Source organism: Roseibium sp. SCP15 (assembly GCF_040329435.1).
Lineage (GTDB): Bacteria > Pseudomonadota > Alphaproteobacteria > Rhizobiales > Stappiaceae > Roseibium.
In genome coordinates, this window is record NZ_JBDZYI010000002.1 from 1,176,591 (window position 1) to 1,191,455 (window position 14,865).

14 protein-coding genes are annotated in these 14,865 nt (G+C 55.5%); 6 read left to right on the forward strand and 8 right to left on the reverse strand.

Translation table 11 applies throughout. The features are described 5' to 3' along the window. Window positions 1–22: 22 nt before the first annotated feature. From ABLO27_RS12830 to ABLO27_RS12855, 6 genes are all read right to left on the reverse strand, one after another. Window positions 23–871, reverse strand: a complete 849-nt coding sequence (locus ABLO27_RS12830) for a hypothetical protein (protein WP_353033305.1) — start codon at window positions 869–871, stop codon at window positions 23–25. A 140-nt stretch (window positions 872–1,011) separates the two neighbouring features. Beyond that, window positions 1,012–1,137, reverse strand: coding sequence for a hypothetical protein (locus ABLO27_RS12835; RefSeq protein WP_353033306.1), 126 nt, complete (start codon window positions 1,135–1,137; stop codon window positions 1,012–1,014). Between the two features lie 896 nt (window positions 1,138–2,033). After that, window positions 2,034–3,173 carry an MFS transporter gene (locus ABLO27_RS12840; protein ID WP_353033307.1) on the reverse strand — a complete coding sequence of 380 codons (1,140 nt, stop codon included), beginning with the start codon at window positions 3,171–3,173 and terminating at the stop codon, window positions 2,034–2,036. 40 nt (window positions 3,174–3,213) lie between these two features. Continuing rightward, entirely contained in the window at window positions 3,214–4,398 is a 1,185-nt protein-coding gene (locus tag ABLO27_RS12845) for a hypothetical protein (protein ID WP_353033308.1), read from the reverse strand. A gap of 226 nt (window positions 4,399–4,624) precedes the next feature. After that, the gene (locus ABLO27_RS12850; RefSeq protein ID WP_353033309.1) at window positions 4,625–4,777 is read right to left on the reverse strand and encodes a hypothetical protein; all 153 of its coding nucleotides are present in this window, start codon (window positions 4,775–4,777) and stop codon (window positions 4,625–4,627) included. Window positions 4,778–5,181: 404 nt separating this feature from the next. Continuing rightward, window positions 5,182–5,586 carry a hypothetical protein gene (locus tag ABLO27_RS12855; RefSeq protein WP_353033310.1) on the reverse strand — a complete coding sequence of 135 codons (405 nt, stop codon included), beginning with the start codon at window positions 5,584–5,586 and terminating at the stop codon, window positions 5,182–5,184. 263 nt (window positions 5,587–5,849) lie between these two features. Between ABLO27_RS12855 and ABLO27_RS12860 the strand changes: the two genes are divergently transcribed. Continuing rightward, entirely contained in the window at window positions 5,850–6,500 is a 651-nt protein-coding gene (locus ABLO27_RS12860) for a hypothetical protein (RefSeq protein ID WP_353033311.1), read from the forward strand. A gap of 205 nt (window positions 6,501–6,705) precedes the next feature. Here ABLO27_RS12860 and ABLO27_RS12865 read toward each other — a convergent pair whose 3' ends face one another. After that, window positions 6,706–6,987: a hypothetical protein gene (locus ABLO27_RS12865; RefSeq protein ID WP_353033312.1), complete on the reverse strand. Its 282-nt coding sequence runs from the start codon at window positions 6,985–6,987 to the stop codon at window positions 6,706–6,708. A 465-nt stretch (window positions 6,988–7,452) separates the two neighbouring features. Here ABLO27_RS12865 and ABLO27_RS12870 point away from each other — a divergent pair, with 465 nt between their 5' ends. Continuing rightward, window positions 7,453–8,289, forward strand: coding sequence for an alkaline phosphatase family protein (locus tag ABLO27_RS12870; RefSeq protein WP_353033313.1), 837 nt, complete (start codon window positions 7,453–7,455; stop codon window positions 8,287–8,289). 47 nt (window positions 8,290–8,336) lie between these two features. On the opposite strand, the gene ABLO27_RS12875 is transcribed toward ABLO27_RS12870, so the two are convergent. Further along, window positions 8,337–9,209 (reverse strand): LysR substrate-binding domain-containing protein, encoded by an 873-nt coding sequence (locus ABLO27_RS12875; RefSeq protein WP_353033314.1) that lies wholly within the window; start codon window positions 9,207–9,209, stop codon window positions 8,337–8,339. A gap of 121 nt (window positions 9,210–9,330) precedes the next feature. Here ABLO27_RS12875 and ABLO27_RS12880 point away from each other — a divergent pair, with 121 nt between their 5' ends. The 4 genes from ABLO27_RS12880 (at window position 9,331) to pbfA (ending at window position 14,684) form a co-directional block, all read left to right on the forward strand. Next, on the forward strand, window positions 9,331–10,518 hold the full coding sequence (locus tag ABLO27_RS12880) for a 2-aminoethylphosphonate--pyruvate transaminase (protein ID WP_353033315.1): 1,188 nt from the start codon (window positions 9,331–9,333) through the stop codon (window positions 10,516–10,518). 17 nt (window positions 10,519–10,535) lie between these two features. Then, complete coding sequence (gene phnA, locus ABLO27_RS12885) at window positions 10,536–11,780, forward strand: phosphonoacetate hydrolase (RefSeq protein ID WP_353033316.1); 1,245 nt, start codon at window positions 10,536–10,538, stop codon at window positions 11,778–11,780. A 1-nt stretch (window position 11,781) separates the two neighbouring features. Continuing rightward, window positions 11,782–13,233 carry a phosphonoacetaldehyde dehydrogenase gene (gene phnY, locus ABLO27_RS12890; RefSeq protein ID WP_353033317.1) on the forward strand — a complete coding sequence of 484 codons (1,452 nt, stop codon included), beginning with the start codon at window positions 11,782–11,784 and terminating at the stop codon, window positions 13,231–13,233. 98 nt (window positions 13,234–13,331) lie between these two features. Then, window positions 13,332–14,684, forward strand: coding sequence for a (R)-1-hydroxy-2-aminoethylphosphonate ammonia-lyase (gene pbfA / locus ABLO27_RS12895; RefSeq protein ID WP_353033318.1), 1,353 nt, complete (start codon window positions 13,332–13,334; stop codon window positions 14,682–14,684). The last annotated feature ends 181 nt before the right edge of the window (window positions 14,685–14,865 follow it).

Consider the following 14,865-nt stretch of genomic DNA (forward strand, 5'->3'; position numbering starts at 1 on the left):
GGATTGGATTGAAAGAGGCTGCCTAGACTGCGGCGAGCCTCGGTCGGCGTCCGGACCCGGGTGGAGGCGAAGCTCTCAGCCCCGCCTCCGGTCCGAGCCCGCGTTCCTCAAGACAGGAGAGCATTCTCGCGTCCGAGAGGATGCCGGTCAGCGGTGTGACCAGCTCTTCGAGCCGTTGCCGGACGCGATGGGAAAAATACGCCCGTGCCGCTTCCACCACCGGGGTGATCGCCACGCCGAAATACTGATCGACCGTTTCACGGGTCAGGACCGTGAAGCCATGAAAGTCAGCTGTGACTTCTCCGTAGAAACAGATGAGGACGGAACAGCCGGTCGCGGCCTTGATCCCGTTCCGTCTTGCATAGGATCGAGCGAGCATGGCCGTCGAAAGGAGATCATGGCGAGCCGCTTCGCGGATGGTCTTGCCCAGATAGGATGAGCGCTTGATCTCGATGGCCGTTGCCGTGAGCGTTCTAAGGTCGACGGCAAACTGGTCGATCCTGATGTGCCGGGCAATAGCCTTGTTATGTGGCAGCTGGGGCGGGTCTTCCGGGTCGATCTCACCGCTACGGGCAAGCTCTTCCGCCCGCCGGGTGACCGGAAAGGCGTCGGGCTTCCACGCCGTGAAATGCGGCGCCGCGGCGATCGTGTCCGAGATCACCGCCTCGATGAGCCCGCCATCGCGCTTCTGGATGGAGGCACAGAAGGACACGAATGAGGACACTTCCTCGGGCAGCACCGGGTCTCCGCCGAATGCGGCTTCGCTCGCGCCGATGACGGCGCTGTCCACCATCGCCATGATCTGGGGGGACAGCAAGGGATTGGCTGCAGGGGTAATAGCGGCTTTCCGCCTTGATCTGGTCTTCGTCATGCAAAGTTCTCCTGGCGTTCCGCGCAAGGAACCCACAATGCGACGTAAGGCACAGGGAGAACCCGTGCGAAAGGCACAACGCATTCGGGATCCGGTAGCCGGATCGCGACAAATCAATGGTCAGGGAAAAATTCGGCTCGTCAGGTGGCCGAACGCTCGCAAGGCTCCACACGAACCGTGCTGGATGCACCGAAAGAAACCTGCGGACAGATGACGAAGGGTGTTTCCGCGGCAATGCGCGGCAGTCTAGTCTTGGCAATAGCCATGGCCGGTATCTCCCAAGGATACGGGTGTGTGGTCAGGCTGTCGTTGGTGTTCCAGCACCGGCGGCAGCCGCTTCTTCCTCAGCCCGAACAAATCTCGGGCCGAGGTAATGAAGGTAAGACGATCGAAAATTCCTGCAATGGAGAAAGCGCTGCTCTCTGGCATTCTTTGACAACGTGGTTAATGGATTGCCTGTTCGGGATATTTTTTTGGGACAAACCACCATGAATTTCAGTAAACCAAAATTTTAACACGAACCAATATGAATTTACTATCAATGCGTTAGCAAAATCCATCAACCGTGGATTTGGCCCATTTTCGCGCTCAAGAAGGCGGGCAATGAAACGTAGACGCTCGTCCATCGGCTTTCACTCTTTCCAGGGCATCCGGGGCCACTACAAATGCAAAAGGTGTAAACCATGTCTCCGGTAAAAGATGTCAGCTATCAGTCAATAAGGACACGATGTGAGTTACGCACGCCACACCGTTTGATTTGGGACATTTGAAACGGTTTTTAAAACGGTTTTCGCTCGTCGATATCTTTAGTGGAGGCACTGATTGACCGATTCGGCGACTTTGCCTTATTTGAATTACAGGTATTGACCATTTGTTCGCGGACTCTATCCTGCTCTAAGGACTCAACTGTCATTCTTGGGACAACAGACGTGTTCCCGCGCAGTTGTTCGCAGCCAGAGTAATTGGCAAGCTCAATTGCCTGAGGACAGGTGTCGGGCCGGATTGATTACGCGCCAATTGCAAAGTGCCCCACGAGACGACGTCATGCCAAGTCTGGACAATCCGTTGGCGATGCTGTCGCTCAATGTGGAACGGTTACTGGCCGGGGGAACATCTGCATTTGAGGTGTCCACGAAGTGTTCTTATCACCTTGTAGCTCCAATCATGCGGCATTCAACGAAAGGCCCCTTCGCAGGAGCCAGACAATGCTCAGGACTAGCGCCATCGATGCGCAACTGGCTATGACCCCAAAGCCGGCCGGAAGCGAGTGGGTGTCCAGCAGCGAACCGAACCAAGGGCCAATGACACAGAATGGCAGTAAGGCGCAACTCGACTGAATCGAAAGGACCGTGCTGCGCAACGAACTCTCTTCAACCGCCCGGTTGGTCAAGATGCGAAACAGCGGTTCCCCCAGGCCATAGGACACGTAAAAGATCGCGTAGACGACAAGCGCGGACAGTGACTCGCTACCTGACACGAGATAGATGGCGGGACCGACCGTCAGACAACCGACAAGAATTGAGGAGGCACTTGTGCCGACTTTTTGAAAGACGCGCGGACTAAAAAAACTGGACACTGCCCACAGCAGAGCACCCACTGCCGGCAGAACACCAAACAGGCGAATATCAATCCCGAGCCCAGTTAGAAGGGGCTGCTCGGTGTAGAAATTCAACTCTCGCAAAAACAGATAGACACCACCGATGAGGGTCGCGAACAGCAAGGTCTCGGTCTTCCAGATGGCGGAGAACGCCCGGCGGATCTGCCATTGGTTCATCTTTTTTGTTTCACCGCGCACAGGACCGACTACCGGCTGTTCAGGAAGCAGGAGTGCGCAACCGGCAGCAGCCAGCAGGAACACCGCACTGAAAAGATACGGCAGCGCGATGTCGACACTGGCGATCAGGCCGCTGGCTAGGGCGTAAAAGATGAAGCTTATGTTCAGCACCGAGAAATTGGTGGATTCGACCTGGCTGTAGCGCGAGAGTTCGCCTCTGTGTTTGAGTTCGTCATAGATGTAGGCGGAATCCGCACCTGACATAAAGGCGCGCCCTGCACCGGCCAAAAACTCCATCACCGCAAACAACAGGAACCCCGACCCAGCCCAGATCCCGCCATATGCACCAGCAACCAGCAGCGCGCCGAGCGCAAGTGATGTGCGCCGGCGCACTCGGTCCGCAAACATGCCCGCAGGTATTTCCGTCAGAAGTTTGGCCAAGAAATGGATCGCTTGAAGCGTATACACCTGCTGCAGCGACAGCCCGTGCGACACGTAGAAGACGATAAGGATCGGGCCATGAAACATGGCGAACTGGAGAGCCGTGTATATATATAAGCGCGACATGTCAGGTTGAAGCCAGCAAGTTGTTCTGAAGAAATCCGAAGGGAGGCAGGACTGCCGTGGCCGGAAACAAGGCATCGGACGCAGCGTCCGTGATGACCACCGTCGTTAGCTCGCCCTTAATATCGTCGAGTTGAGCGATTTCAAACTGCGCGGCCGCAGTGTCCAAGAAAAAAATCTTTTGCCGCGCGGAAAAGGCATTTGAAACCACGAAAACCCATTTCCGCCTATTCAGGGCGCGCAGCCGGCAGACGATCGGAGCAATCTCGGCCGAGTACATTTCGACCAGAATGCATGTCAGTCCGACATTCGAGTATCCGATGACTTCATCCAGCAGCCCCGACTTGCTGCGCGCATGCCGATCTACGAAGCCGGACAGATAGACATGCCCCGGATCCAGCAGCGAAGTTCCGAGTGAATTCCCGAGTTTCTCGGCGATCTGGACGCCGACCGGTGTCATTTCGATGTATCTGAAAACGCGGTTCTCCCGGCACAGCTTGCCTGCAATGTCGTAGATCTGAGGATTGCCTTCGGTCAGCACCGTGACATGAGAAACCCCCATCCGGTTGAGAACCGAAAGATAACCGTCGATCAACAGGATATTCCTGTCGAAATCCTCGTAAAAATACGGCAACACGTAAAGGTTTCCGGAAGGATTAAGATGCCGGACCGTTTCTTCGAACGAGCGGTGAAAAAGTACGAGATCTCCGGCGTTGACAATCAGGTCCCTCACCTTGGCTGAAATCAGCTCCGTGCTGCTGCCGATCCCTACAAATGTCACGCTTTGCTCGGCGGGAGGGTTCCCCCCGGCCTGAAACAGGCTCAGACGTGCAGATTGCGACTGACGCGCGACCGCCCGGTCAGTGGTCAGAAAGGAAATGTCCAACGTCGGAGGCTCGATCTGCTCGGCACTCGGAGCAAAGCGACACAATTGAAGGCCTAGGCTGCTGCCGGTACGCAGCAAAAGTTCTTCGGTACTTGCTTGAGGCTTGTACAATGTGAGGCAACGGTCGTTTTCAAGGCACTGTGCGGCCATTCGTTCCAAGTTTTTTTGCGAAAATTCCGTCGGCTTGGTCAGGACCACGTAGCCGTCCGCGAGGGGCGACACCGGCGGTGCACCGAGCGGCGTTCCTTCTTCGATAATGCGATTTGCGACGTAGTGGGGCTGAGGACAAAAACTGCTGACCATGACATAACCTGTTAAAATTGCAAAATTCACTAATAAACTTTATACGTGTTTTTGCAACGAAACTTTTGTCTCATCAAGCGATTGGCTTCAGGCTCGCAAGCAACCTTTCGAGAATTCCGCAACCTCCTTTAACCTTCTGTAACAATGTAATTTTTTCTTTGACCACCCCTACAAAACCGGAGCTACACAGAATGCCTCAAACTTCTCGCGACGGGATTAAAGGGTCTCAAGAAGCCAGTTGAAAAATCTCGTGCATGCGCAATTCGCGTTGCCGCTCATAGTCTGCAACGACTTGGTCCCGGTCCTGCCCGACCAGATAAACAATGCCAGGGGTCGTCACCAGGTCGGTCGTCACGGAAAGACGATCACCGATCGGCACGAAGGCAATCGCATCCGCGAAACTCTCTAGGTGTTTGATCCCAGAATTTGATGGTGCAGTCTTTTCGCCCGAATGGAAGGATGCACTATGGGACAGGTTTTACACGGGGGCGCCACAACGACAGAGGCGATCCGTCGAGCAATACAAAATAGTCAAGAGAGCCTGAGGGCGTGACAAGTGTTACTTGTTGGTTAGTGAAACATTGGTATAGCAGCGGCAGATTTTCGAATTTGACTTTGAAGGACCGCAATTGCCGTCCTGGCGATCCCGCGCAGAACTTGTCCCAAAGTACCTTCTTCCACTTTGGCGAACAGATCGCGCCATCAGCTCTTAAGATCAAACAGCTAGTTTTACGATAACGCTGCAAACGAAATCGTATCGTGCTCGCCCAACTTCAAGCGAATTCAAAGTGCTTCCAACTCTGGAAACTGTTGCCAGCGAATACCCCGATTGGTCATCGTCTTACAGGAGATATCATCTTGAACCGCGTAAATGATTAACTTTCCGCCCGCAATTTGAAGACCCATTTCCCGTTTGCCAATGTATGCCCCGAAGGAGTTCTTCCCATTCAGGGAGATGCAGCCAGCCCGATGACCTTTTGAATTGACGAAGAAGTACGAAATCTCTGCGTCTCTAATCGAGTAGGGATCCTTGAACGTCTCTCTCACATATTCGGTGATTACGCGTCGTTCATTTGCTGTTGCTGGCGTCGCATTTGCCAGCATCGCATCGACTTGTTCGGAAGTTACGCACCCTGTCAAAACAAACGCTAAGACGATTGTGCTTGAAATTGAAACCCAATGTTTCAAACCAGCCCCCCAATTGCTGTTAAGTGATTTCGATATATCTGTTTTTCGGGCGTGCGCTAGTGTTTTTCAGCAACTACCAATGGCAGAAAAGCATCGGACATCTGATCCTAGCTGAATTTCGCAAAAGCGTTCAGAAACGGAAGAGATGAGAATCTTTTAAGACGCCGAGAATCAACGCAGTTTCAAGTTTCATTAATCAAAATTTAACCTCCAAACTGATTGTCTCCCCATACATAAAGTTGTTTCTACAAGGTTACGCAACCATGCTGCCTCCTGTCTCCCAACAATCGTCGAACCCATCTGTGGTCTCCCCAAACCAAAAAGCCTCTACAAAAACTCTTGCTGCCACTGACCGAGCGGACCAAAACAATCCGGAGGACATTGTTCAACTCAGCGAGACAGCACAGAACTTTGTGAACCAGAATAGCGATAGCAATGATCAAACCTCTAGCCCGAGTTCCAGCACTGTCAGATCATCGCTACAGGATCTTGGATCGCCGACAGAGATTGAAGAGGCGAAAGTCTACCTGAACGCAAAAATGGATCAGATGGAGAGAAAAAATCGCCTCTCACAAATCGAGTCCGCAATTGCGTTTGCTGAAGGGTTGAAAAAGTTTGAAGCAGACTACACAAAAATCAAAGACACGGAGCCGGTTCCCGCGATTGAATTGCAAGGTGATGAGTTGGAGGCAGCCAGGAAATTGGTGAGTACGCTGGATCCCAGTGTGAAATCTGAAGATGGAACGGTTCTCTATGTCGTGGACGGCAAAAACTACACTTTCAAACCGGACGGGTCGGCTACTGTGAACGACAATGGTGTCCCAACCAGCGAAGACGACAAACAAAGGGTGCTGGATACTCTTCAGGGATCTATCGACAGACTAAACGAGTTGACGGGAGGTTCCTCAATCTAGGAATTGACCGCCAGGCGTGAGGCCGCAGCCAAAGAAGTCGAGGCAGGCGAAAGAAGCCTGATCGAACAGCAATCCAATCTGGAAACTGCACACAGGAGCGGTGGCCGCAGCAATCAAGGGGTGATCGTCGACTCGACGGTTTGATTTCGTTCCAAATCAGTTGACTGAATTGAAGGGGAGCGCACAGTCGCTCCCCTTCTCTATCTTATGCTCGGAATACCGAGAGGTCGAAGATTTGATCGTTTCCGTCTTGCAGGTACTCGACGTGGTCGGACGACGTGAACCAATCAGAGAGCATGGCATAGTTGCTCAGATTTCCGTCCGCCGCATCGGCCGTAGAGTAAATTACGAGACTGTCGCGGGATCGTATGAAACCGAGATCGGCCGCCGCAACATCTTGATAGACTATCAGGTCGTGAGTGCCTGAATCGTAGGTTGCACCTGAGTTGTTATGGTAGAAGGCATCATTGTCAGAGCCTCCATCCATCAACACTGTTCCTGAGGACTGATCGAACAAGTTGTCAGCCCCGGCGACTCTCCAGCGTTCTTTGGGTACGTGGCTAATGGACTGCTTATTCAGGCTATTTTTTGGGACAAATTTGGGACAAACCAGTATGAATTCCAGTGAATCAAAAAATTGACAAACGAACTAATATGAATTAACTATCAATATGTTAGCAAAATCCATCAACCGTGGATTTGGCCCATTTTCGCTCTCCGAAGGCAGAGGCCAGAGGTTCGAATCCTCTCGGGTGCGCCATTTTATCTCTATCCCCCCTCCATACAAATTGACCGCTCGGAGACCCTAACGTTCACAACTCGTGCTCAGCTGCGGCGACTTGTCCGCATGCGCGACACCGGATGTCGGAGCCGCCGTATTTTAAAACTCAGAAATCCGAGCTAAGTCAGCCGGCTACCGGCCGCAGGCTGTTGCGATGAAAAGGGAAACCAAATGACAAAAGTGGCGCTCGTGATCATGGATGGGGCGGGTTACGACTCGGTCGTCAGCGAATGCGGCTATCTGGAAGGCGCCGTCACGCTTGGTCAGGCTCGGCGCTGGAAAATGCATACCGCGACCCCGAGCCTGTCGGGCCCGATGTACGAAACGATCCACACAGGTCTGTGGCCGCACGAGCATGGCATCGTTTCCAACGAAGCCGTGCGGCGATCCTCTTCCTCCAACATCTTTTCCCTGGCACGCGCTGCCGGCAAGACGACCGGTGCCGTTGCCCAGGAATACTTCCACCGGCTCTATGTCGACGAAGCATGGGATCAATTGCGCTCCGTCGAACACCAGGACGAAAACGCGCATATCCAGTACGCGCGGTTCTATTCGATGGAAGGCTACGGCTCGATCAATGCGGTCGCACCGGCGGAAATCGATCTTTGCGCGCAGACCACATTGCTCATGGAGCGCCATGCACCGGACTATATGTTGCTGCACACCTGCTCTGCCGACACGCTCGGCCACACCTACGGTGGCGACAGCAAGGAATACCGCCGGCAGATCTGGCACATCGACAATGCGCTTTCACGCGCCATCCCAGTCTGGCGCAAGCTTGGTTACGACATCATTGTGACCGCGGATCACGGCATGACGGCGGACCATTGGCATGGCGGCACCACGGCGGCTGCGACCGAGATCCCCTTCTACCTGTTTTCCGATGCAATGGCCCCGGCGGAAACAGAAGAACTTTCGCAGCTCGGCATTGCCGCATCCGTTCTGGCGCTTCTCGGGATAGAGGCGCCGGAAGGCATGCGTGAAGCCTTCATCACGCCAAAGAAATAGGTTGAACTGCCAAACAAAAGGCGCACGATCCCTCGTGCGCCTTCTTTCTATTTCGCCGCAAGTGTCCTGCGGGCCACTTCCATGAAGTGGCGGATCACCTTGACTTCCCGCCTCTGCGCGAGATGGACAAGTGTCTCGCTCATTTTCAGATCGACATCGGTCAGATTGATCTGCACCAGCCGGTCATCGTGACCGAATTCGGCCTTTGACACGAAGCCGATCCCGGCTCCCGAAGCCACCACTTCGCGCACTGCCTCACGGCCCTCGGCAACGATGGCCGGCTTCAGCCGGATGCGATGTTCGGCAGCTGCCTCGACCAGTTTGGCTCGCGTCTTGGACCCTTCTTCCCGAAAGATCAGCGGCAGCTTGGAAAGCTCTTTCAGGCTGAGACCACGTTTGCCCCCAGGCAGAAATCCGCGTTCCGCAAAGGCGGTGATTTCCGTGGAACCAAGGTTGAGCGTATCCATGTCCTTGCCCGGATCAACACTGCCCGCGATCCCGATTTCCGCGTTGTAGGCACGAAGTTCTTCGACGATTTCCTTGGTGTTGCCTACTCTCAGGGAGACCGTAACATCCGGATATTTCTTGCGAAATTCCGTCAGAATTTCGGTCACATGGTGCGCGGAATCGGCAACGATACGAAGCTCGCCCTCGATCGCAGCGCTGGTTTCGGACATGTATTCCTCGATCTGCTGCTCGATCTCGAAATACTGTTTGGTCATACGAAACAGCGTTTCACCCGCCTCCGTAAGATGCACCCGCTTTCGTTCCCGGTGAAACAGCAACACGTCATGGTCCTGCTCCAGTTTGCGCACCTGTTCGGAGATGGCCGGCTGGGTATGGCAAAGCGCTTCGGCAGCGCGCGAAAACCCGCCCAGAAGAGCAACGTGATGAAAGGCCTTCAACTGACTGTGGCGCACAGCAAACCTCCGACATTCGACATATAAGCCCCACCTATATTTCGATTGAAAATTGCAATTTCACATATAGATATAATTGCTGCAAAGGTATTCGGGAACCACCAATCTTGGAGAGCTTCCGATGAACGCCCATAACCCACGGATTGAGCCACCGCGCCTGGGTGAACCCTATCTTCTGACGCCTGGACCGCTGACCACCTCCTACGCGGTGAAAGAGGCCATGCTCGTGGATTGGGGAAGCTGGGACGGTGACTTCCGCGCCATGACCCGCGAGTTGCGCCAGCGGCTGATCGATCTTCTGGGCGACGGTTCGGACGATTTCGATTGTGTGCCGATGCAGGGTTCCGGAACTTTTTCCGTTGAGGCCATGCTGGCTTCCTTCATCCCGAAGGACGGCAAGGCCCTTGTGCTGGCAAACGGTGCATACGGGCTCAGGGCCGCGCAAACACTCGATTACCTGGGGCGTGACTACCAGCTGCTCGACAAGGGCGATTATCTGCCTCCGCGTGGTTATGAGGTGGCCCAGATCCTGGCGGAAGATCCGGCGATTACCCATGTCGTGGCGATCCACTGCGAAACATCCTCCGGCATCTTGAACCCGGTTGAGGAAATCTCGGAAGCCGTTTATGCGGCCGGTCGGAAGCTGCTGGTCGACAGCATGTCGGCCTTCGGCGCAATTCCGCTGGAAGTCTCCCAAATCCGGTATGAAGCCATGGTCAGCTCGGCCAACAAGTGCATCGAAGGGGTGCCAGGCTTCGGCTTCATTCTGGCACGCAAGTCCGAGCTGGAAGCTGCAAAGGGCAACAGCCACTCGCTCAGCCTGGATGTCCATGCCCAATGGGCGCACATGAACAAGACCGGCCAGTGGCGCTTCACGCCGCCGACCCACGTTGTTGCCGCCTTCCTGGAAGCCTTGCGAGCGCACGAAGTCGAAGGCGGTGTCGCCGGGCGCGGCCGCCGCTACACCCAGAACAGGGATGTCATGGTCAAGGGAATGCGAGAACTCGGCTTTGAGACGCTGCTGGACAATCGCTGGTTGTCACCGATCATCGTGACCTTCTTCTGCCCCGCGGATCCGAATTTCATTTTCAATCGCTTTTACGAGCTCATGAAAGACAAGGGCTTCATTATTTATCCGGGCAAGCTGACCGTGGTTGACAGTTTCCGTGTCGGCTGCATCGGTCAGATGGATGAACACGTTATGCGGCAGGTTGTTGTTGCCGCCAGAGAATCGCTGCGCGAGATGGGCGTTGCTTCCGCCACCCCTCCCCCGGCAGCTTTGGAAGAACGCGCCAAACTGGCCTCCTGAGAGTACAAGGAACAAACATGACAATTCACACGAGCGTTGAAGCAAACGAGCGCGTTTACCAGGGACCGAAGGTACCAGCCGTCGCGATTTGCCTTGATGGGTGCGAACCGGAATACCTGGATGTGGCGATCGCCAAGGGCCTGATGCCGACCCTGAAGAAAATGCGCGAGGAAGGCACCGACAAGCTGGCGCATTCCGTCATTCCTTCCTTCACCAACCCCAATAACCTGTCTATCGCAACGGGCCGTCCGCCGATCGTGCACGGCATCTGCGGCAACTACCTGATCGATCCTGACACGGGTGAAGAGGTGATGATGAACGATGTGCGTTTTCTGCGCGCACCGACCCTCTTTTCCAAGTTCTACGAAGCCGGTGCCCGCGTTGCCGTGGTGACCGCCAAGGACAAGCTGCGCGCGCTGCTGGGCGCCGGGCTGAAATTCGATGAAGGCCGCGCCATCTGCTTCTCCTCGGAGAAGTCCGATCAGGCGACACTTGCCGAAAACGGTATCGACAATGCTTCCAAGTGGCTGGGCATGGACGTGCCGGAAGTCTATTCCGCAGAGCTTTCCGAATTCGTCTTCGCGGCGGGCGTGAAGCTTCTGAAGGAATTCAAGCCGGACGTGATGTACCTGTCGACCACCGATTACATCCAGCACAAGTTCGCTCCGGACCAGCAAGGTGCGCTCGACTTCTACGCCATGTTCGACAAGTATCTGGCCCAGTTGGATGAATTGGGCGCGGCCATCGTTGTCACCGCTGACCACGGCATGAAGCCCAAACACCTGGCAGACGGGTCTCCGGCCGTTGTTTACGCTCAGGACCTCATGGACGAGTGGCTGGGCAAGGACCAGGCTCGCGTGATCCTGCCGATCACCGACCCTTACGTCGTTCACCACGGTGCCCTTGGTTCCTTTGCGACCGCTTATCTTCCGGAAGGGGCAGACCAGGCCGACATCATCGCAAAATTGCGCGCGACCGACGGCATCACGCATGTGCTGACCAAAGAAGAAGCAATCAAGGAATACGAGCTGCCGGGCGACCGGATCGGTGACCTTGTCATGGTTTCGGGCGAAAACATCTGCATTGGCACTTCCGAAGACCGTCATGATCTGGCAGCGTTGAAAGAGCCCCTGCGCAGTCATGGTGGACTGACCGAGCAGGTGGTTCCGTTCATCGTCAACCGCAAGATCGATCTGCCGGAAGCGCCGGTCCTGCGGAACTTCGATGCCTTTTATTACGCAACAAGTGCAGCGGCCCAGTGAGATGACCATCAACGTAGAAATCCGCAACGAGGGGATGCGCATTGGCGGTGAAGAGGTCTTCACCGACGATGTCGTGCCCGTGCATTACCCGTACACGAACGAAATCATTGGAACCGTTCCGGCGGGCAAGGCAGAACACGCAGCGCGCGCATTCGAGATTGCCGCGAACTACACACCGGTTCTGACACGCTATGAGCGCCAGCAGATCCTGTTCCGTGCTGCGGAACTGATCCGTGAAAAACGCGAATGGCTGGCCAAGTGGCTGACGCTGGAGCTCGGGATCTGTCATCAGCATGCGCTGTATGAGACCGGACGGGCGTATGACGTTTTCACCCTTGCCGGTCAGATGGCGATCCTGGATGACGGTCAGATCTTTTCCTGCGACCTGACACCCCAGGGCAAGGATCGCAAGATCTTCACCAAGCGGGAGCCGGTGCGGGCGATCTCTGCAATCACGCCGTTCAACCACCCGCTCAACATGGTCTCGCACAAGATCGCGCCGGCAATCGCCACCAACAACTGCGTGGTCTGCAAACCGACAGAGCTGACACCTCTGACGGCAATTGCACTGGCGGATATCCTTTATGAAGCCGGCCTTCCGCACGAGATGTTCCAGATCGTGACGGGATGGCCGAAGGATATCGGCGAAGAGATGATCACCAACGAGAACATCGACATCATCACGTTCACCGGCGGTGTGCCGGTGGGCAAGATGATTGCCGAAAAGGCGGGTTACAAGCGGACCGCTCTGGAACTCGGCGGCAATGACCCGCTGATCATTCTCAATGACCTGTCGGATGCAGACCTGGAAAAGGCGGCCACGATTGCTGTGGCAGGTGCAACCGGCAACTCTGGTCAGCGCTGCACGGCCGTCAAACGAATCCTGGTTCAGGAAAGTGTCGCCGACCGCTTTGTTCCCCTGGTGCTGGAAAAGGCCAAGGCGATCAGGTTCGGTGATCCGATGGACCCTGAAACCCAACTTGGATGTGTGGTTCATGCCCAGGCGGCTGAACTGTTCGAGAAGCGGGTCCTGATGGCCGCCGAAGAAGGAGCGGAAATCCTCTATCACCCCGGCCGCCAGGGTGCCTTGCTGCCGCCGATCGTTGTGGACAAGGTTCCGCATGGATCGGAGCTGGTCATGGAAGAGACCTTTGGCCCGATCGTTCCGATCGTTCGCGTTCCGGACAATGACGAAGAAGTCATGGCCATTTCCAATTCAACGGAATTCGGTCTGAGTTCCGGTGTCTGCACCAACGACCTGAACCGCGCGATTGCCTATATCAACGGCTTGAACGTTGGCACTTGCAACATCTGGGAACAGCCAGGCTACCGTATCGAAATGTCCCCGTTCGGCGGCATCAAGGACAGTGGCAACGCGGTGAAGGAAGGTGTTCTGGAAGCAATGAAGTTCTTCACCAATGTGAAGACCTATTCCCTGCCCTGGCCACGATAAGCCGGAGCGTTCCTCCCTGGACTGCGAGGCCCGAGTGGCCTCGCCCTTTTCTGTCGACCTAGAGGCTGCACGTTCTGCGTGGCAGCGAGAGGAAAATCATGACGCAACTCGTCCATACGGAAGGTGAATCCAATACGTCCGACGCCCGCAAGGCGTGGCTGAAAAAGTCGATCGGGCCCAAGTCTGCACCTCTTCTGGAACGGGACGCAAATGCTTTCCTGCACCAATCGCTTTCCTCCCCTTGCGTCTCGACCATCGCAAAGGCTGAAGGTATCTGGATCGAGGATATGGACGGCCGGCGTTACATGGATTTCCATGGCAACTCGGTTCATCACATCGGCTATGGACACCCGCGCCTGGTTGCCGCGATCAAGGCACAGCTGGACGACCTGCCGTTTGCGCCACGGCGCTTCACCAACGACCCGGCAGTGGAACTTGCGGAAAAGCTCGGCAGCATTGCACCGGGCGACCTGAACAAGGTGCTGTTCACCACCGGTGGGTCCGACGCAAATGAAGTGGCACTCAAGATCGCACGCGCGGCGACAAAACGCTTCAAGACCATCAGTTTCTGGGATGCGTTCCACGGCGCCGGTTTCGGCGCAGCCAGCGTTGGCGGCGAAGCGACGTTTCGCAGCCATATTGCCGGGCCGCTTTTGCCGGGGACAGAACATGTGGCCACCTATCATCCCACGCAATGCCCTTATGGACACAAGACCCTTGAGGACAGCGCGGCAGCCTGCGCCAACATGATCGAATTCGTTCTCGGTCGCGAGGGAGACGTCAGCGCGGTGATTGCCGAACCGATGCGCGCCATTCCCCTGGTGCCGCCACCCGGTTTCTGGAAGCGGGTGCGCGAGGCCTGCAACCGGCATGGTGCATTGTTGATTTTCGACGAGATTCCGACAGGCCTGGGCAAGACCGGCAAGATGTTCGCGTTTGAACATGACGACGTCATCCCAGACATTGTCACCGTGGGCAAGTCACTCGGCGGCGGTATTCTGCCGATAGCTGCCTGCGTCACGCGTCGGGATCTGGATGTGTGTGGTGAATATGCCATTGGCCATTACACCCACGAGAAGAACCCCGTGACGTCCCGTGCGGCCCTGACGACGCTCCAGATCATTGAGGACGAAGGTCTGGTTGAGCGCTCGGCAGAACTGGGCGCACACGCCGTCTCACGCTTGAAAAGCGAACTTCAGAACCTTCCGACCGTGGGAGACATTCGCGGTCGCGGCCTCATGTTTGGTGTCGAAATTATCGAGGACCGGGAAGACAACACTCCGGATCGCGATAGCGCCGAGCGGATTTACTATGCCTGCCTGGAAGCAGGACTGAGTTTCAAGATCAGTCAGGGAAACGTGCTCACACTTTCTCCGCCGCTGACAATCAGCAAGTCCGATCTGGATCACGCGCTTTCCATCGTGATCAACGCAATCAAGGCGGAAGGTTGACCCGTGAATACCGGGACACCTCGCGTCAACTGAAGCATCATGATCGGAAATTCCGGAATTGCCTGCTTGATCCATTGCAGGACCATTCAGCTCACCTGGTTGAAGGGAAGTTATCGCAGCGGGCTAGATCGGATCACCGGCTTTCCTTCACCATCACTCTAATCGGATTGTCTGGGTCGCA

What these genes read in the sequence shown, in the direction of transcription:
- ABLO27_RS12830 (WP_353033305.1), bottom strand. Translation starts at nt 871, where the DNA reads ATGACGAAGACCAGATCAAGGCGGAAAGCCGCTATTACCCCTGCAGCC.
- ABLO27_RS12835 (WP_353033306.1), bottom strand. Translation starts at nt 1,137, where the DNA reads ATGGCTATTGCCAAGACTAGACTGCCGCGCATTGCCGCGGAAACACCC.
- ABLO27_RS12840 (WP_353033307.1), bottom strand. Translation starts at nt 3,173, where the DNA reads ATGTTTCATGGCCCGATCCTTATCGTCTTCTACGTGTCGCACGGGCTG.
- ABLO27_RS12845 (WP_353033308.1), bottom strand. Translation starts at nt 4,398, where the DNA reads ATGGTCAGCAGTTTTTGTCCTCAGCCCCACTACGTCGCAAATCGCATT.
- ABLO27_RS12860 (WP_353033311.1), top strand. Translation starts at nt 5,850, where the DNA reads ATGCTGCCTCCTGTCTCCCAACAATCGTCGAACCCATCTGTGGTCTCC.
- ABLO27_RS12865 (WP_353033312.1), bottom strand. Translation starts at nt 6,987, where the DNA reads ATGGATGGAGGCTCTGACAATGATGCCTTCTACCATAACAACTCAGGT.
- ABLO27_RS12870 (WP_353033313.1), top strand. Translation starts at nt 7,453, where the DNA reads ATGACAAAAGTGGCGCTCGTGATCATGGATGGGGCGGGTTACGACTCG.
- ABLO27_RS12880 (WP_353033315.1), top strand. Translation starts at nt 9,331, where the DNA reads ATGAACGCCCATAACCCACGGATTGAGCCACCGCGCCTGGGTGAACCC.
- phnA (WP_353033316.1), top strand. Translation starts at nt 10,536, where the DNA reads ATGACAATTCACACGAGCGTTGAAGCAAACGAGCGCGTTTACCAGGGA.
- phnY (WP_353033317.1), top strand. Translation starts at nt 11,782, where the DNA reads ATGACCATCAACGTAGAAATCCGCAACGAGGGGATGCGCATTGGCGGT.
- pbfA (WP_353033318.1), top strand. Translation starts at nt 13,332, where the DNA reads ATGACGCAACTCGTCCATACGGAAGGTGAATCCAATACGTCCGACGCC.